The sequence below is a fragment of the Moraxella sp. K23 genome (genome assembly GCF_041154765.1).
Classification (GTDB): Bacteria; Pseudomonadota; Gammaproteobacteria; order Pseudomonadales; family Moraxellaceae; genus Faucicola; species Faucicola tetraodonis.
On the sequence record NZ_AP031595.1, the window covers coordinates 2,368,919 to 2,386,607 of the forward strand.

Below are 17,689 nucleotides of genomic sequence, written 5' to 3' on the forward strand. Positions count from 1 at the left end.
ACCTTGGTGAGTGCCATCATGCTAAGACCCCTGTTCAAACGTCGTCTTATTTTTTTAGCCAGCCTGTTTTTGGTGTGTATGGCGATTTTGTTTTTTATCGCCTGGTGGGGTCGTCTGCCTGCCAACACGGGCAAATCCAGCACCTATCAGACTGCCGTCATTACCAAAGACCATCAAAAAACGGTGGCAACCGATATGCCACCTGATGAGCCCTCCAGCCGTTTTCGCCAATTTGGCTCGCAAAGCATGGCCGATGGCATCGCAGAGTTGGTTAAAAGCCATCCACAAAAAACGGGCGTTTATCCCTTGCCAGATGGCATGGATGCGTTTGCCGCACGTATGCTGCTCATTAGCACCGCAGAAAAAACGCTAGATGTGCAGTATTATATTTGGAATAACGACATCACTGGCAATCTAATGTTTCAAGCCATCAAAGAAGCGGCAGAGCGCGGTGTACGCGTGCGATTATTGATAGATGACAACAATACCCGTGGTCTCGACCCAACGCTGTGGGTACTCAATGAACACCCCAATATTGAAGTGAGATTGATGAACCCCAATCGTTTTCGCTCGTGGCGCTGGCTAGGGTTTGTGGGCGATTTTGAGCGGCTCAATCATCGTATGCACAACAAATCCATCACCGCCGATAGCCAAATCACCATCACAGGCGGGCGCAATATCGGGGATGAGTATTTTTCTTTAGACCAAGAGATGGTATTTTCTGACCTAGATGTGCTGATGGTTGGGCATATTGTGCCGCAGATGTCACAAGCGTTTGACCAATATTGGAACCATAAACTGGCTTTTCCTATCACCGATTTGGTTAAAAAACCTGAGACATCCGCCCTAAACCAAGTGTTTATTCCAAAAACCCAAAAAGCTGATAAACCCGCGTCGCAACAACTCGACCCTGTGCTAAAGCTGAAAAACGACTATCTAAAGCGCTTGGTGGCAATCGACTTTGTCAACCAAATCAAACAACAAAAATTGCCGCTCTACTGGGCAAGCGTGCAGCTATTGACGGACAATCCTGATAAACTGGTCAGCAAAGCCAATACCCAAGGGTTAGACATCAACCAAAGCTTAGGGAAAATCACCCACGAACTCAATTTAATCTCTGCCTATTTTGTACCGACGAAGCAAGGCAAAGATTATTTTATCAACCTTGCAAACAAAGGCGTAGCGGTGAATATTTTGACCAATGCCATGAGCGCCACCGATGTCAAGCTTGTGCATTCTGGCTATGCCAAACACCGCAAAGACTTACTCAAAGCTGGTGTCAAGCTATATGAGCTCAAGCCCAATGCCATCAAAGACAATCTGCGTGATTCATACTTGACAGGAAGCTCTGCAACCAGCTTACATGCCAAAACGTTTGAAAGCGATGGGGAAAAGGTGTATATCGGCTCGTTCAACTTTGATCCACGTTCAGCCTTGACCAATACCGAACTTGGCGTTGCCATCGCCCACCCTGTACTTGCCAACAAAATCCGCAATGAATTTTTGCAAGCCTTGCCAACAACCAGCTACACCTTGTCGCTCAAAGATAACAATATTCAGTGGTCAACGCTCGAGAACGGTCAAACCGTCACGTATGATGAAGAGCCACAAACCAAGCCTTGGCAGCGAACGCTAATATGGATGCTATCGCACCTGCCGCTTGAAAAATTTTTATAAGCTGTCATTGTTATGAACTACAGCATTCGCCAATACGCTTAGCGCAATTGGCTATCTTTACTACCACGGCGATTAAATAGCTCAACTTTTTGCTGATGCTGTTCTAGCGATTGTTGACAACGCACGCACAAGCGCACCCCAGGCATCGCAAGACGCCGTGCTTCAGGAATCGGGGCATCGCACTCCTCACAATGAGTTAGGCTCTCGCCCTGTGGCAATGCCCGTTTTGCCCGTTCAATCGCGTCATTAATAGTCGCTTCAATTTGTTCGTTTTCTGCGCCATCCGCAGCCCAACCACTTGCCATATTTTTCCTTAGATTTTAATAGGTTAACCATAATAATATGGTAGTGGTTTTTTCAAATTTCAATAGCGTATTAATGCCGTCATCGCGCCATTTTATTGTGGCTGTAAATCAATCACCTGACCTTTGATACCTGCCGCTTCATCACTCATCAAAGCAACATACGCACTCATCAAATCTTCGGGCGCAAGCAAGGTGTTGGGGTTTTCGCTCGGATAAGCAGCAGCCCGCATTTGGGTACGCGTGGCACCGGGATTGATGCAGTTAAAGCGCAGGGTGGTGGTTTTTTGGGTTTCTTGGGTGAAAATATCGCTCATCCCTTCTACTGCCAATTTTGACAGCGCATATGCCCCCCAAAACGCGCGTGGACGGCTACCAACACTACTAGAAGTAAACACCACTGAGCCACTTTGGGCAGATTTGAGTAGCGGTAACAAAGCTTGGGTAAGGGTAAAGGTGGCATTAAAATTGACTTTCATCACTTGCTCAAAAATAATCGGGTCATACATCTCAAGTGGGGTCAATACGCCGAGCAACCCTGCATTGTGTAAAACACCGTCCAAATGCCCGACTTCACGCTCAATCAAAATCGCCAATTGCTGCATTTCTGTGTAGCTTGCGCTCTCTAAATTCATCAGTAGCATAGCAGGCTCAGCACCGCCTTCTGCTTCAATTAGGTCATACACGGCTTCAAGCTTGCTCGCGGTTTTGCCAAGTAGTAGCACGGTCGCGCCATATTTTGCATAGCTTAGCGCTGCTGCTTTGCCGATGCCATCACCAGCCCCTGTGACCAAAATATTTTTACCTTTTAGACAGTCGGCAGGTGGGATAAAGTTACGGATATCATCATGCGTTGCTAAAGTCATAGTTTCCTCAAAATTTTTCTCAAAAGCTTGCTAAAAAATTTCCTAAAAATCGGGCAAATTGTTAACACCTTGTCTATGCATCAACCGCCTAGTTGCTTGTTCAAATATCCGCTCAAGCATCCGTCCAATCGCCAAGCAAAGCGGTCAATTCAGCGACGTTATGGATTATGTTATCCGCGCCCCAACTGCCCAAATCCGCTTGGTCTTCAGGGGGAATGTAGCCATAAGCTGCCAAAATCGTGCGCATATTCGCCGCATTGCCCGCTTGAATGTCACGAATATGGTCACCAACATATACACAATTTTCAGGCTGTAGCTGACCCCTGAGTTGTTCATTCAAACGCGCTACTGCCAAATACATGGGCTCTGGGTCAGGTTTGGTGTGTTTGACATCATCAGGGCATACCAATACACCACAGCGCTCAGTTAGCTGCAACTTGTCTAATAAATTTTCTGCCAAGTAACGCGGCTTATTGGTCACAATGCCCCATACAATACCACGTGATTCCAAGTTTTTTAGCAGCGAATCCAGTCCATCAAACAAGCGACTATCAACACAGATATCGGCCTCATAGGTGTCCAAAAACTCTTGCCGATAAGCCAACAAGGTTGGGTCATCCTCAGTCACATTGGCAAGCTCGCCAAACATCAGCTTGACCATGGCTCTGGCGCCTGCAGAAACTTGCTCGCGAATGGCGGTATCACTAGGCGCTGGGTGCTGGTGTTTGGCGCACATCACTTTGATAATACGGATAAAATCAGGCGCTGTATCAATCAAGGTACCATCAAGGTCAAACAATACAGCTTGGCATTTTTCAGTCATTTTTTGCTCAAATCAACGATTAATATTTAAGTAAAGCCAACTACTGAGGCTTATATACCGCCATCATGTAGTTAACGTCAACATTTTGTGCCAGCCAATAGTGCTTGATAAGGGGATTGTAATGTAAGCCAATTAAATCTTGACGTTTGCAGCCTGCCCGCTGAGCAAAGCGATCTAGCTCGGCTGGGGTGATGAATTTTTCATAATCATGTGTGCCGCGTGGCAACAAGCGTAATAAGTATTCAGCGCCAATCACCGCAAACAGGTAGGATTTTGGGTTGCGATTGATGGTCGATAGTACCAATACGCCATTGGGTTTGAGCAGGGTAAAACAAGCATTGATAATTGACTGCGGGTCTGGCACGTGCTCAAGCATTTCCATACAAGTCACCACATCAAACTCACCAGCGTGCGCTTTGGCAAAATCTTCTACAGCAACACAAGCAAAATCAATCGCTTGGCTAGTTTGCTCGGCGTGGATTTGTGCTGCCTTGATGTTGGCTTCTCCCAAATCAATACCCGTCACCGTGGCACCGCGCACTGCCATGCTATGTGACAAAATACCACCACCACAGCCGACATCTAACACTTTTTTGCCCGTTAATCCTGATTGCTGGCGGGCGATGGTTTGCTGTTCAATCCAGTTTAAGCGTAGCGGATTGATTTGGTGCAAGGTGGCAAACGCACCTGATTTGTCCCACCATTCATTGGCAAGGTCGGTGAATTTTTGTACTTCTTGTAAGTCGACGTTTTGCTGTAGATTCGGTTGTGTCATGATGATAGTTCCGTTTGATTTTTACTTCGCTATTTTTTTAATTCGATACTTTTTACTTTAATAGCGTTACTTCAATAGCGTGTTATCGCGTTTTTTGAAATGCGGTTACTCGCTAACCACAATTGCCATCAAAAATAGCCTTATTCTAACAGTTTTTAGCCCATTCGCTGTAGAATTTATGTGGCAGGCTGATAGCGTAAAATTGTAGGATAAATTAGTTGGGTAAAGTAGCTTATCACTGCCCAGCCGCATAACTGCCCAAGTTTGAATGTAATTAATAAAATAAACTTAAAAAATAAAATTTTTAATTTAGAAAATTTAATTAACATATTGCTTATGTTTTTCACCACTGTAGTTTTTTTTAGTTTACAAAGGATTACGCTTAGGCGCGTCCTCAATTTATGCTAGTATACCGCGCAGGTATTTTCGTATTTTGAGCCCTACTAGCAAGCGATTTTCTATAAGATATGAGCCGTGCTAGACCCTATGATTTGACTGTTAATGAGGCAACCATGAAAAAATTAGCAATGACCGCAATCGCCGCCGCTATCGGCTTGACCAGTTTATCAACCCAAGCTGCAGATTTTGTCGCGGGTCAAGACTATAAGGTGCTTGCAAACCCAGAGAAAATTGAAGGCAATAAAATCATTGTTCGTGAATTTTTCTGGTATGGTTGCCCTCACTGCTACAAATTAGAACCTTACATGGCACAGTGGGCAAAAAAATTGCCAGCTGATGTGGTGTTTATGCAGACGCCAGCTGCGATGAACCCTGTGTGGGAACAAAACGCCCGCGGTTTTTATGCCGCACAGTTATTAGGTTATCAAGGCAAAACCCACCAAGCGATGTTTGACGCCATTCAAAAAGACCGTCAAAAATTGTTTGACCAAGCCTCTATCGGTCAATGGTACGCATCAAAAGGCGTGGATATCAATAAATTTAACAGTATGTACAATTCTTTTGCAGTAAATACCCGTATCGCACGTTCAAAAGATGCGGCGCAGCGCTTCCAACTGTCAGGGGTGCCTGCGGTTGTCGTTGATGGCAAATACGTTGTTGAGGGTGAGGATGGCAAAGTGCCACAAGTAGTTAACTATCTCATCAATAAAGCCCGTGCTGAGCGTGGTGGTAAATAACTGTTTATTTACGTTACTTACTTTTAATTTTCATATAGCAGTTGTTAGTTGTAAATATTTTATTCGAATTTGACGTAAATCATAAGATAAGATAAGATAAGATAAGGCAATGTAACGCATTAATTTAACGAGTCAATGCGTTACATTGTTCAAAAATAAATAAAAAATGATTTACTTTTGTAGTACTTCCTATTTTTACCAAAATTATTTTAGATTTTACGGGTGACTTTTAGTATTGAAGCACCAACATCCACATGCTTTTTTCCAATTTATCAATTAATTTTCTTCTGTATTAAATATATCTTAGTAATTTACTCTGCTTTTAATCCTTGTACGGGTTGAATCTTTGCTGCTTTGTAAGCAGGATATATGGTGGCAAGCACAGCCACTAGTGTGCTTCCTATGATGACTAGCAAAATTTCACCTGCTTGGGGATTTGAGGGCAACTCAGTGACAAAGTAGGTACCAAATAAATCTAAGTTAAAAGTAGTATCTACCCATCGAGAAATTGTGCCAATCGACATTGCTAAGCCCAATCCCAACAATCCTCCCGTTAATGTGCCAATTATTGCAATTACACTGCCTTGGAATATAAAAATTTTAACTATCAGATTGCGGCTAGCTCCTATAGTCTTTAAGATAGCTATTTCACTAGTTCTTTCAGTGACCATCATAATTAGACTAGAAACTAAATTAAACCCTGCTACCAAAATAATAAAAGCTAAAATCATCGCAATCATTGTCTTTTGCATTCTGAGTATTTTGAACATATTACCATTAGTCATCGTCCAATTTTGTGCACTTAAGCCTTGATTTAATTGGATGGCTTTCTCAGCGGTCTGAGGTGCTTTAAATACATCTTTGAGCTTGAAACGTAAACCCTGTGCTCCTTGTGGCTGATTCAAGATTGCATTAACAGTTTCCATAGGTGCATAAGCGAAAATTTTTTCTGGGTCAGATCTTAATTTATAAATCCCAGAAACAGTAAACTGAGTATAGCGAGGAATAACGCCAGATGCCGAATTTGTGCCTTGGGGTAGAATAACAGTAATTTGATCTCCTAGCTTGACTTTAAGGGATTCTGCTAAAGCCTTTCCAATAATAATATTATTTTTTTGTTGAGATAGACTTTCAAAATTACCCTCTATCATTTGATCATCTACGATAGATAATTTTTTTTCGTATTCTGGTACAATACCACTCAAGAGTATAGTGGAGACGCCACCCTGTGGTGTACTTACCATACACTGCGTACGGCTAAAAGGGGCAACCATTTGAATATTGCTATCTTGCTGTTGCGCTTGAATAGCTAAATTTTGCCAATCGGGTAACCGATTAGGTGAAAATACAGCCACTTGAGGCAAGATACCTAAGATTTTAATTTTGGTTTGTTGCTCAAAACCGTTCATTACTGATAATACAATAATAAGTACCGCCACTCCTAAAATCATTCCAAGCATTGATATCAAAGAAATAAAAGAAATAAATGTATTAGAATTTTTAGCAGAAACATTGCGTAAACCAATGTAGGCAGCAATAGGACGGAACATAAAGATTTCCTAAATATACAATGGGCGATATAATATCGCCCATTGTAGATAATTCGATAATTGATAACAATTAGAATGTTTGGGTTAATTCTAGATTAAGGTTGTTTTTTGAGTACTCTTCAAAAGCACTATTACTTTTCACTTTATGATAATTCCAAGATAAACGCGGAGTAAGCTTAAATAATGTAAGATCACGCTTCCAAAGGCTTAAGCCTAAATCATACTCTTTATTTTTACGCTGAATACCTATGAAGTCTTGGGGCGCATCATAATCTCTTTGAGCATAACCCATAGATAAACGTGTTGAAATACCATGGTTCCACGCTTCTCCCCATCCTAATCTAATACCTACACGGTCGTAAGAATCGCCTTCATAACCTTTATCATTATCCCCTTTTATATAATCAATACTGCCTGTCAAAGAACGAGTCTGTTTAGGCAAGTAAACAAGTGAATTTGAAAAAAGTTTAGAATTCATGTCATTAACATCGTATGCATCTTCATACCGCAACTGGGCAAGCTGTGAAAAATTTTGATACATTAATTTTGGTGTAACCCAATGGTTGTAACTAAAGTTTAATGCTTTATTCTGATAATATTTCTCTAATTCACCCTTGTTTTCTTCACGAGATACGCCACCGCCATACCATTCTTGAGTCAACGAAGGATAAAGTTCTAGCTCAGTTGTCGCATTTTGATAGCCTATACCTAATCCAACATTTGCATTGACTTCATTGAACTTGTGATTATCCCAATAATATTTACCATAGATATTTGAGTGTAAAGGCACATAATAGCGGTCATTAATTAGCCACTTTTTATTTGCTCCGATACCATAACCAATGCCTTTTCCTTCCTCATGTGGTTGGGTATTAACTAAAGATACGTTGCCATTTGTTAAGGTGGTACCAACAGCTGAGGCATTGGTTAAATTATCGTCATTTAAGAAACTAAAGCTAAAGTCAAATACCCATCGTTCATTACTATCAACCGCTCTAATGTATTGATTAACACTTTCTATTTCTTTTGGATCGGTCAAACTACTTCGAAGTTTTTCTAGCTCATTCTTAGCCGCTTTGTATTGTTTGTCTTGATACAAGGCATAAGCTAATTGAAAACGCAATAATCTAATATTGGGTAAAACTGCATTAACTTTACGAAATAAATGAATTGCATCAACCACTCGACCTTCCTTCATCGCAATGATGCCTTTTCCCCATTCAACCACTGATTCGTCTCGCTGTGGATACTGGGCATAAACAGGTATCAAATCTCTTAATGCATCAGCATCTTGACGAAAAATCAAATACGATAGCGTTTTTTCCATTTCCTCTGGATTATTTTTAAGATATTCAATAGAGGCCTTTTTATCCATTACTTTGGGCAGGTTGCTATTGGTAGTACTAGAATTGGCCATTTCTACCGTAGAAGACTGGGTAGCGGATATATTTTCTTCAGCATAACTTTGTAATGGCAGTACAACACAGGTAAATAGCATTGGGTATTTTACTAGTGGTCGGTAAAATGATAACAAATGGGTAGTAAACATATGTAAACCTATAAAGGAAAGATTATCAAAAAAAATGTATTCCATTATAACAATCTCTACGATTGAAAGACTATATTATTACAAAATCTTTATCCACATAAATATTATAGCAATAAAAAAACGGCTAATAAATTAGCCGTTTTTTTATAAGAATCATTAATAATAATTTTGATTAACGTTCGTTAGAAGAAACGTTTCCGCTTGTATCCACAGGTGCTGGAGGTGCTGGTGGAGCTACGATATCACGTTTTGCACCGAATACTGCACCCCATGCTGAGTTACCATACTTCTCTCCTTCAAGCGCGTTTACAGCACCACCCAACTCTTGCGCCGCATCGCCATAGAAAGATGCTTTAAGATCGCCCTTTCTATCAGTAACAGTAGAAGAAACAGCATTTGTAAGCGTAGAAGTACCTACCACAGTATTACCAGTAACATTACCACTAAATGTAACTAGTGGGTTTTGAACACCATTAGTACCATTGGTAAATTTAACATTATAGATATTACCCGCTAATTTTTTGTCTTTAACATTATACTGAGCTGCTACAAAGTCACCCAAGGTAGTAACTGTTTGACTATCACCTACAGAGTTAGAATTTGGATCAGCAGCTGCACCGCTTGCACCATTCAAACCGTAAGTCAATGCATGTCCATAATAATTATACACTGCATCCTGTGGTAACGCTTTCATCTGAGCTAAAGTAGTTTCGTTTAAACCACGATAGAAGTAAGTGTTAACAGCATCTTTGGCATTAAATGCTCGAGCTTCCGTACCAACAAATTGTTGACCTTTAGCAACTTGAGTACCTACAGTAGTAGGATCTAATGCATCAATATTAGTACTTACACGACCATACTGTACATTATCTAATTTAATGTTTTGTAAATTAGCCGTATTAGCATAGGTCATGGCGCCTGTAGCATTAGACGTTGATGACACAGCGCGATACGAGTTAGCTGGTGCCTTATTAGTATAAACGCCATCTTTGTCGAATGCTTTTGAACCAAAAATACGAGTATCAGTAGTATCATTCGCCGTTTCTACATTATTACCCTCTACCGTGCCCAAAGTAAATGCGTTTGAAGTAGAAGTTTGATGATATAAGCCTGCTGAATCAGCTGGTTTGACTAAATAAGTCTGCGGTGCTGTAATTACTGTATCATTACGCACTTGTAGCGGGCTATTATCAACTTTAATTGCTTTTACTGCAGTGGCAGCGCCTGTCTCATTAGAAAATGATTTGGTGTTGTAGGCAACTGCTGCTGCTGCATCATCACCATTGATTTTACCAGCGTAACGGCTTACATCTACTACTTGATCATTGTATACTTCACGACCTAAAACAATGTTTTTCATGTCTTTGTCTTGAAGGGTTTTGCCACCTAAAGCAACGGGTTGACTTTTATTAGCGCCGTCTTTGTTAGCCACATAGTCAAAGTTTGCTTGTGCGTTACGATTATAGTTTTGTCCAACAACGCTTGGAGTTTCCGCAATCTTAACACCGTTAATAACCGGGTTTTGCGTTACATCACCTGCGCCAGGATTGGTGCTAGTTGTACCGCTAGTTGCTGTAGTACCTGAAGTGGCAGTAGTGCCGCTAGTTGCTGTAGTACCTGAAGTCGCTGTAGTACCTGAAGTCGCTGTAGTACCTGAAGTCGCAGTTGTGCCGCTAGTTGCTGTAGTACCTGAAGTCGCTGTAGTACCTGAAGTCGCAGTTGTGCCGCTAGTTGCTGTAGTACCTGAAGTCGCAGTTGTGCCGCTAGTCCCAGTAGTAGGTGTGCCTGGTGGAGCAAAAACTCCTGAACCATCACCATCGCTGCCGCCGCAAGCCGTTAATGCAGTCGTTGATACTACGCTCATAATCGCTAGAGCTAAATATTTCATTTTCATATGGAATTCCTTATGATTGGGGAGACAATCAAAAACTCAAAAAAATAAATCATAGCGATGTTAAGGCATGAGTTTTTGTAATGTTACAGTGTTTTTGCTATCTGTAAGTAGGATAATAGCAGACTTTTTTCTATATCGTCAATATATTTACAATTTATTTACCAAATCTAGCTTATTATTTACAAATCAACTAAAATCAATTAAAAACAAATACTTATGCAAATATGTTAATGATAATTATTCAATATTCGCATCAATATACGGCGCAGATTGAATTTAAATATTTTTCACTATTCGCATAATAATATTCAGCATAATTGTATAAAATATGTTTTTTAATATATTTTAAAGGTTAAATTTGTTGCTTTCTATTAACTTACTACTCACTTACAGTGAAACTTTCAGGCGGCTTCTTGTCATTTGCCAATCGGATTATTGTCTCGAAAGCAGTTTCCAAATTTTTGGCATATCTTACAGTATCGAATAAGGGATGCTTGTCTCGATTTGCAATTAATTTGGTTCGAATTGTGGCTAATTTTGTGGGATGGCAGGCTAGTTCGATTGCGAGTTTTTCATAATCCGCTCGACTCTCGGTTATAAGTTCGGTAAGACCGCATGCGTTTAGTAAGCTTGCGGCGACTCGAGAAGCAAAAGACTGGCCCATGCAGGTAAGCACTGGCAAACCTGTCCATAATGCATCACTTGTTGTGGTATGCGCATTATACGGTAGCGTATCTAAGAATAAGTCTGCTAGCATATGACGTGCTAAGTGTTCTGGAATCGAACGTCTTTCTGCAAATATTAGGCGACTGGCATCAACCCCCGCCATAGAGGCTTGGTGCTTAAGGTTTGCCTCGGTTTCAGGTTCATCTTTTAATAACCACAGCACGCTGTTGGGCACAGCGTGAAGGATGCGCATCCACACCGAGAATGTCTCTGGCATCACCTTGTAAGGATTGTTGAAGCAACAATACACAAAGCCTGATTCGGGTAAACCCACTTCCGCCCTACTAGGCACAGTATCACCAATTATCCGATGTCGATCGTTAGGCTGATAGGTATGAGGCAATCTAATAATTTTCTCACTATAAAACCTTTCAAGGTGTGGTGGAATAAGGGTGTTATCTGCAATGATATAATCAATAAAAGAAGCACCCATTGTGCCAGGAAAGCCAATATAATTTATCTGGATAGGGGCCGGACGATAACTAAAAATGCCTGTTCTTGAGTGGGTGGTATAGCCTTTTAAATCAATGACAATGCTAATATTCTGCGCTTGAATATGCTCAGCAATGCTCTTATCATCCCAGGTTGATACCTCATGAAAATGCTCAAAGGCATTTCGTAAGCGAATACGCCATTCGTCTTCAATATTTTCACCATACGAATAGGCATAAATTTCAAAACGTTCTTTATTGTGTATTTCAAATAACTCTGCCATCAAGATAGCTGTGGCATGGTTATAAAAATCGGCAGACACATAAGCAACCTTAATACGCGATTGAATTTGCTCAGTAAAATCAAATCGCTCAGTCGTTAAGGGCTTTTCGATGAAGCCATTGCGCTGTACATAAGACTCAGCACAGTATAATTGTTGCTGAGGCGCATCGCATGCCGCAACAAAATCAAAGGGCGCAGCGATAGGATATCTAGCATCCATGCTCGTTATCATCTGTTCAGTCAAATCGGTAAGATGATTCCAGTCTCCGATTTTTGTTTTTAGGCCAAATAAAATACCTAGTAACTCAGGATGGTAAGGGTCAATTTGAGCAGCTTTTTCAAAGCTCTCAATCGCTTGTGGATATAGACGTTGCTCTCTATAAGCATAACCTCTCATAAACCAAAAATATACAACATCCGGGGTTTTATTAAGGGCGATATCGCACAGTTCAATAGTTCTAGTATAAGCGCGATTCCAATAAGTTGTGTATATCAAGTCATAATAGATATTAGGATAATCTTCATAGGCTGACACAACACGCTCAAAACAGCGTACCGCAATGTCAAACTGTTTTTGCTCTTTTGCTAAGGTGCCGATTTGATGAAGATCATTAATGTTTGGGTCGTCTAGTTGAAAGCCTCTATCAAAACACACCACCGCCTCGACAGTTTTATCCTGTAGCAATAATAGGTTAGCCTTGTCATACCAGATATCCGCACGTTTGACCGTCATTGCCAATGCTTTATTTAACCAAATCATGGCATTATCTAAATCACCTTTCGTCCAAAATGCCCTTGCCATCACTACCATCACATCAATAGATTTTGGTATAGGCTTTAATTGTGAGTATTGCAATATATTTGGTGCAGTATCTGGAGTTGGCAAAACGTCATTTGTTAAATCATTATTAAGCAATACATTATTAACAGCAGAAGATTTTGTTTGTGTCGGGTTCATTGAAAAAATGTCATATCAGAGATTTGTAGTTGATTATAATAGATAGTTGGCAAACTACAAAACATTTACAACCTTAATCAATTGTAAATCATCAGAAGTATTAATGATCCGCTAGCGTGCCGCCTTGTGCCACAATCCAATTTTCTAGCTGTTTGGTTTTTTCATCCAATAGCATTTTATCACCGCTTGCTTCGACATTGAGACGAATCAGTGGCTCAGTGTTGGAAGCGCGGACATTAAAGCGCCAGCGTGGAAAATTGACCGACAAGCCATCGAGTTTATCAAGGGTCGCCGTTTGGCTATCAAATTGTGGGTAGATTTCTTCAAGTTTTGCCAACACCGCAGGCGCAGTGATACCGTCTAATTTAAAGTTAATCTCACCTGAGATGGGAAAAGCGGCAATCATCTCATCAACTAGTTGCGACAAGCTTTTGCCTGATTTTGACAGCAGCTCAATCACCAATAACCAAGGAATCATGCCACTATCGCAGTAGTTAAAATCGCGGAAATAATGATGCGCAGACATCTCACCGCCATACACTGCATTGTTTTCACGCATGATTTGTTTGATAAAAGAATGCCCTGACTTACTGATAGTCGCTTTGCCACCGGCCGCCGCGATGACGCTTTCGGTATTTAAGATATTGCGCGGGTCATAGACAATCGCCTCGGTAGGATTTTTATCCAAGAAAGCTTTGGCAAGCACCCCCACTACATAAGTGCCTTCCAAGAATCGAGCGTTTTCATCAAAGAAAAAACAGCGGTCAAAATCACCATCAAACGCAATCGCCAAGTCCGCTTTCTCTGCCAATAGCTTGTCTGCCGTCACTTTACGGTTGGCAATAATCATGGGATTGGGAATACCATTGGGAAAACTGCCATCCGGCGCATGATTAATTTTGATAAAATTAATAGGCGCGTTGGCAGCTTGTAGACGCTGCTCAAGCAAATCAATCGTTGGCGCGGCACTACCGTTGCCACAGTTGACGACCACTGTCAAAGGTCGTAACGCGTTGACGTCAATATAGCTTATGAGATGATCGATATAGGCGGTTTTGTCTTCTTTTAACTGATACTCGCCTTTACTGGCTGCCGCTTTGAATGCGCCTTTTTCTGCGATTTGTTGAATGTCTGCCAAGCCGGTATCCGCGCTAATAGGTTTTGACTGTTCACGCACCAATTTTAGCCCGTTATAATTGATGGGGTTGTGACTGGCGGTCACTTCAATACCGCCAATCGCGCTATAGTGGCTGGTGGCAAAATACACTTCTTCAGTGCCTGTCATGCCCAAATCAATCACATCAATACCTGCATCTAATATGCCTTGTATGGCGGCTTTTTTAAGGGCTTCACTACTGGGCCGAATGTCACAGCCAATCACAATCGCTGGTTTTTGCTGATTTGATAGCGGTGCACTTAAAAATTGGGCGAAAGCACGTCCGATACGGTAGGCGATGTCCTCGTCAAGATTTTTACCGAGTTCACCGCGGATGTCATAGGCTTTAAAAGACGAAATTTTGATGGGAGAAAAATCATTCATATACGTGGCTCATTGGATTAAGAATTAAGAATGTCATTTAATTAACTGTTAATTATTCACAATCAGTTATTCACTAGCAATAATCAACTATCACCAAACACATCGCGGCTATACACTTTTGCCTTGACGTGCGCTAATTCGGGATGTAATCGGTTCGCGACAATCACATCGCTGGTTTGTAAAAAACTTGCTAAATCATTGACTACGGGACAATCCATAAACTGCGCTGACGACAGACTGGGCTCATAGATTTGTACATCAATGGCATGTTGTTTGAGCAGTTCAATAATGTCCAAAATTGCAGAATCTCTAAAGTTATCGGCATCTTTTTTCATGCTCAAGCGGTACACACCCACGGTATTAGGCTGCTTGGCGATGATTTGACGGGCGATAAAGCGTTTGCGGGTATTGTTGGCATCCACCACCGCATGAATCACATTGGCAGGAATCCCTTCATAATTGGCTTTAAGCTGTTGGGTATCTTTGGGTAGACAATAGCCACCATAGCCAAATGATGGGTTGTTGTAATGCATGCCAATCCGCGGGTCTAAGCTCACACCGGTGATAATCGACTCACTATCAAGCCCCATGCTTTCGGCAAAGCTATCTAACTCGTTAAAAAATGCAATGCGTGTGGCAAGGTAGCTGTTGGCAAATAGTTTGACCGCCTCTGCCTCGGTGGGCGGCATAATTTGGCTTGGGGTGTCGGTTTGTTCGCTGGCAGTTTGGTATTGGGTGATTAGTTGGTGACAAACATCTTGCAGCGCTGGCACATGGTTTATATCACAGCCAACGATAATACGTGACGGATGCAGATTGTCATATAACGCTTTGCCCTCCCGCAAAAACTCCGGCATAAACAAAATATGCGTATCAAATTTTGCCTGCATGTCACGGGTAAATCCAATCGGCACAGTCGATTTGATCACAATCGGCACTTGTGCGTTGTGAGCGCGTACGGTTTGGATACTGGCTTCCACCGATGAGGTATCGAATTTGCCAGTGGCGACATCGTAGTTGGTCGGTGTGGCGATAATCACCAAATCTGCGGTTGAAAAATCCGCCTCACTTACCAACTGCGCTGCTAAATTCAGTGACTGGGTTGCCAAGAACTGCGCAATCAACGCATCGTCAATCGGCGACGCTTGCTGTTGTAATTGGGCAATTTTTTTGGCATCGATATCGACCAAGGTGACTTGGTTAGCAAGTTTAGGTTGGGCTAATAAGACAGCATTGGACAGACCGACATAGCCTGCCCCAATGACAAAGATGGTTGTAATCATGGGTGATGGAACCTTACAAATCGCAGCAAAAATTAGCGAAGCCGTCGCGTATTTTTAGCCTTGATATTTCTTGTATTTATAAATTAGGTAAGTTTTTGCCAATATCACTATAGTTTGACAAAATGGCATAGCAATGACAACGATTATTTTACAGCCTCTGTGTTTTAGGTATTTGTATTTAAAGCATCTGTATTTTAGGCATTTAGACTGTCAAGGCAAATACTTACCAATGGACTTAGATTGCCACGTCAAATGCGCTAAAATAACTAGGTCAATTATATTGTGAATTTTTCATCATTTACTATCAATCACCCTTCAGAGATAACGATGCAACCGACTTCCAATTTTGCTGACCTCATTGCCTTAATGGCACGACTGCGTCAAGACTGCCCTTGGGATAAAAAACAAACCAACGATAGCCTCATTCCTTACGCCCTAGAAGAAACCTATGAGCTTGTCGAAGCCATACAATCAGGCGACATTGACGACATTAAGGGTGAGCTTGGCGATGTGCTGCTACAAGTGGTTTTTCACGCTTGTCTATACCAAGAGCAGCAGCAGTTTGATATCAGTGAGGTGATTTTCACCTTACAACAAAAACTCATTCGCCGTCACCCGCATGTGTTCGATAAAGAAAATCTAAAAACCGATGAAGATGTCAAAAAACGCTGGGATGAAATCAAAGCCTTGGAAAATGCCGAAAAAGCCAAACAGGGTAAACTGGTAAACCATCGCCGCACCCTTGATGCGGTCAAGGCAGGCTCAGCGTTAATGCAAGCGCAAGAACTACAAAAAACTGCCAATAAAGTCGGTTTTGATTGGGATGTGGTGTCGGGTGCGGTGGACAAATTGGATGAAGAAGTGGCAGAACTCAAAGAAATCTTACCAATCGATGGTCAAAAACCGACGCCTGAGCAAAAAGCGCTGCTAGAAAAAGAACTGGGCGATTGTTTTTTTGCCCTAGTCAATATTGCCCGCAAACTGGGCATTGATAGCGAAAAAGCGACTTTGACGACCGTGCATAAATTTCGCTCTCGTTTTGGCTCTATTGAAGATGAGCTCGCCAAAATGGGTAAAACCCCTGAAACTGCTAGCTTAGAGGAAATGGATAACTTGTGGGATTTGGCAAAACAGCATGAAAAATTTGCATGAGGGGTTTAAGCACGGGCTAGGTTTTAGGGTCTAGTATTATTGACAGCTAATACCCTGTTTACATGCCGTGTACATTTTTTTGCTAAAACAGCTTTTTAGCTAAGTTTGTACTAAGTTTGGCTTTTTTATTGCCCAAGATTGATTGTTCCAAAAGTCTGGGCAAGGTATACTGAGTTAACAGGGATTTGACCGTTAAAGCAATGATTTTTCGATTATTAGTTGGCTCGATTTTTGCCATTTTAGTTCTAGCCATTTTAGTTCTAAGTATATGGGCAGTGCCCGCACAGGCGCAAGTATGTACCCCAACCTTGACGCCCGAGCAGGCTTTTTTGGCCGTGACAAATTTGACTGGTACTAACGGTGGCACCACAAAACCCTCTGCAAATCTCCTTGCCAATTCACCCACAGTGATTAATATCAATACCGCCAGTGAAGCACAGCTTACACAGCTTGATGGTATCGGCGCCAAAAAAGCCCAGCAAATTATTTTATACCGGCAAATGATAGCGCCGTTTACCACGGCAGATGACCTAGCCAACGTCAAAGGTATCGGCAAAGCGACTGTCGATAAAAATCGCCACCGCATCACCACCCAATAGTGATAGCTCAATAAAGCATGGGCAATCATCACAAGCCTATTCTTATTTTATACACGCTGTACTAGCAAGCAAACCGTCTCATCCTATACCGCTAACGCACTACCAATAATCAATCATTCAACAATACTTTTTGCTCACTGGATTT

The 17,689-nt window shown here is 41.6% G+C and carries 14 protein-coding genes; 4 read left to right on the top strand and 10 right to left on the bottom strand.

Annotation, left to right across the window (positions count from 1 at the left end):
• Positions 1-18: 18 nt before the first annotated feature.
• The gene (locus ACAM37_RS10440; protein ID WP_369626179.1) at positions 19-1,677 is read left to right on the top strand and encodes a phospholipase D family protein; all 1,659 of its coding nucleotides are present in this window, start codon (positions 19-21) and stop codon (positions 1,675-1,677) included.
• Positions 1,678-1,715: 38 nt separating this feature from the next.
• On the opposite strand, the gene ACAM37_RS10445 is transcribed toward ACAM37_RS10440, so the two are convergent.
• The 4 genes from ACAM37_RS10445 to ubiG form a co-directional block, all read right to left on the bottom strand.
• Complete coding sequence (locus ACAM37_RS10445) at positions 1,716-1,982, bottom strand: DksA/TraR family C4-type zinc finger protein (protein WP_007116234.1); 267 nt, start codon at positions 1,980-1,982, stop codon at positions 1,716-1,718.
• A 92-nt stretch (positions 1,983-2,074) separates the two neighbouring features.
• Positions 2,075-2,845 carry a YciK family oxidoreductase gene (locus ACAM37_RS10450; RefSeq protein ID WP_050325276.1) on the bottom strand — a complete coding sequence of 257 codons (771 nt, stop codon included), beginning with the start codon at positions 2,843-2,845 and terminating at the stop codon, positions 2,075-2,077.
• 112 nt (positions 2,846-2,957) lie between these two features.
• Positions 2,958-3,668 (bottom strand): HAD family hydrolase, encoded by a 711-nt coding sequence (locus tag ACAM37_RS10455; protein WP_369626180.1) that lies wholly within the window; start codon positions 3,666-3,668, stop codon positions 2,958-2,960.
• Between the two features lie 40 nt (positions 3,669-3,708).
• Positions 3,709-4,443, bottom strand: coding sequence for a bifunctional 2-polyprenyl-6-hydroxyphenol methylase/3-demethylubiquinol 3-O-methyltransferase UbiG (gene ubiG / locus ACAM37_RS10460; protein WP_007116237.1), 735 nt, complete (start codon positions 4,441-4,443; stop codon positions 3,709-3,711).
• A 512-nt stretch (positions 4,444-4,955) separates the two neighbouring features.
• On the opposite strand from ubiG, the gene ACAM37_RS10465 reads away from it, so the two are divergent.
• Positions 4,956-5,579, top strand: a complete 624-nt coding sequence (locus ACAM37_RS10465) for a thiol:disulfide interchange protein DsbA/DsbL (protein ID WP_219299791.1) — start codon at positions 4,956-4,958, stop codon at positions 5,577-5,579.
• Between the two features lie 311 nt (positions 5,580-5,890).
• Here the strand turns inward: ACAM37_RS10465 and ACAM37_RS10470 are convergent, their stop codons facing one another.
• The 6 genes from ACAM37_RS10470 to ACAM37_RS10495 form a co-directional block, all read right to left on the bottom strand.
• Positions 5,891-7,129, bottom strand: a complete 1,239-nt coding sequence (locus ACAM37_RS10470; protein ID WP_369626181.1) for a lipoprotein-releasing ABC transporter permease subunit — start codon at positions 7,127-7,129, stop codon at positions 5,891-5,893.
• A gap of 70 nt (positions 7,130-7,199) precedes the next feature.
• On the bottom strand, positions 7,200-8,678 hold the full coding sequence (locus ACAM37_RS10475) for a surface lipoprotein assembly modifier (protein WP_369626182.1): 1,479 nt from the start codon (positions 8,676-8,678) through the stop codon (positions 7,200-7,202).
• Between the two features lie 172 nt (positions 8,679-8,850).
• Complete coding sequence (locus tag ACAM37_RS10480; protein ID WP_369626183.1) at positions 8,851-10,572, bottom strand: transferrin-binding protein-like solute binding protein; 1,722 nt, start codon at positions 10,570-10,572, stop codon at positions 8,851-8,853.
• 379 nt (positions 10,573-10,951) lie between these two features.
• Entirely contained in the window at positions 10,952-12,970 is a 2,019-nt protein-coding gene (locus ACAM37_RS10485) for an O-linked N-acetylglucosamine transferase, SPINDLY family protein (RefSeq protein ID WP_369626184.1), read from the bottom strand.
• A gap of 100 nt (positions 12,971-13,070) precedes the next feature.
• Positions 13,071-14,510 (bottom strand): phosphohexomutase domain-containing protein, encoded by a 1,440-nt coding sequence (locus ACAM37_RS10490; protein WP_369626185.1) that lies wholly within the window; start codon positions 14,508-14,510, stop codon positions 13,071-13,073.
• 83 nt (positions 14,511-14,593) lie between these two features.
• The gene (locus ACAM37_RS10495; protein ID WP_369626186.1) at positions 14,594-15,793 is read right to left on the bottom strand and encodes a nucleotide sugar dehydrogenase; all 1,200 of its coding nucleotides are present in this window, start codon (positions 15,791-15,793) and stop codon (positions 14,594-14,596) included.
• 327 nt (positions 15,794-16,120) lie between these two features.
• Between ACAM37_RS10495 and mazG the strand changes: the two genes are divergently transcribed.
• Positions 16,121-16,945: a nucleoside triphosphate pyrophosphohydrolase gene (gene mazG, locus ACAM37_RS10500; RefSeq protein WP_159676828.1), complete on the top strand. Its 825-nt coding sequence runs from the start codon at positions 16,121-16,123 to the stop codon at positions 16,943-16,945.
• Positions 16,946-17,145: 200 nt separating this feature from the next.
• Positions 17,146-17,544 carry a ComEA family DNA-binding protein gene (locus tag ACAM37_RS10505; protein ID WP_369626187.1) on the top strand — a complete coding sequence of 133 codons (399 nt, stop codon included), beginning with the start codon at positions 17,146-17,148 and terminating at the stop codon, positions 17,542-17,544.
• The last annotated feature ends 145 nt before the right edge of the window (positions 17,545-17,689 follow it).

Coding starts and splice junctions, on each gene's coding strand:
- ACAM37_RS10465 (WP_219299791.1), top strand. CDS start 4,956: ATGAAAAAATTAGCAATGACCGCAATCGCCGCCGCTATCGGCTTGACC.
- ACAM37_RS10450 (WP_050325276.1), bottom strand. CDS start 2,845: ATGACTTTAGCAACGCATGATGATATCCGTAACTTTATCCCACCTGCC.
- ACAM37_RS10470 (WP_369626181.1), bottom strand. CDS start 7,129: ATGTTCCGTCCTATTGCTGCCTACATTGGTTTACGCAATGTTTCTGCT.
- ACAM37_RS10445 (WP_007116234.1), bottom strand. CDS start 1,982: ATGGCAAGTGGTTGGGCTGCGGATGGCGCAGAAAACGAACAAATTGAA.
- ubiG (WP_007116237.1), bottom strand. CDS start 4,443: ATGACACAACCGAATCTACAGCAAAACGTCGACTTACAAGAAGTACAA.
- ACAM37_RS10440 (WP_369626179.1), top strand. CDS start 19: ATGCTAAGACCCCTGTTCAAACGTCGTCTTATTTTTTTAGCCAGCCTG.
- ACAM37_RS10490 (WP_369626185.1), bottom strand. CDS start 14,510: ATGAATGATTTTTCTCCCATCAAAATTTCGTCTTTTAAAGCCTATGAC.
- ACAM37_RS10455 (WP_369626180.1), bottom strand. CDS start 3,668: ATGACTGAAAAATGCCAAGCTGTATTGTTTGACCTTGATGGTACCTTG.
- mazG (WP_159676828.1), top strand. CDS start 16,121: ATGCAACCGACTTCCAATTTTGCTGACCTCATTGCCTTAATGGCACGA.
- ACAM37_RS10505 (WP_369626187.1), top strand. CDS start 17,146: ATGATTTTTCGATTATTAGTTGGCTCGATTTTTGCCATTTTAGTTCTA.
- ACAM37_RS10480 (WP_369626183.1), bottom strand. CDS start 10,572: ATGAAAATGAAATATTTAGCTCTAGCGATTATGAGCGTAGTATCAACG.
- ACAM37_RS10475 (WP_369626182.1), bottom strand. CDS start 8,678: ATGTTTACTACCCATTTGTTATCATTTTACCGACCACTAGTAAAATAC.
- ACAM37_RS10495 (WP_369626186.1), bottom strand. CDS start 15,793: ATGATTACAACCATCTTTGTCATTGGGGCAGGCTATGTCGGTCTGTCC.
- ACAM37_RS10485 (WP_369626184.1), bottom strand. CDS start 12,970: ATGAACCCGACACAAACAAAATCTTCTGCTGTTAATAATGTATTGCTT.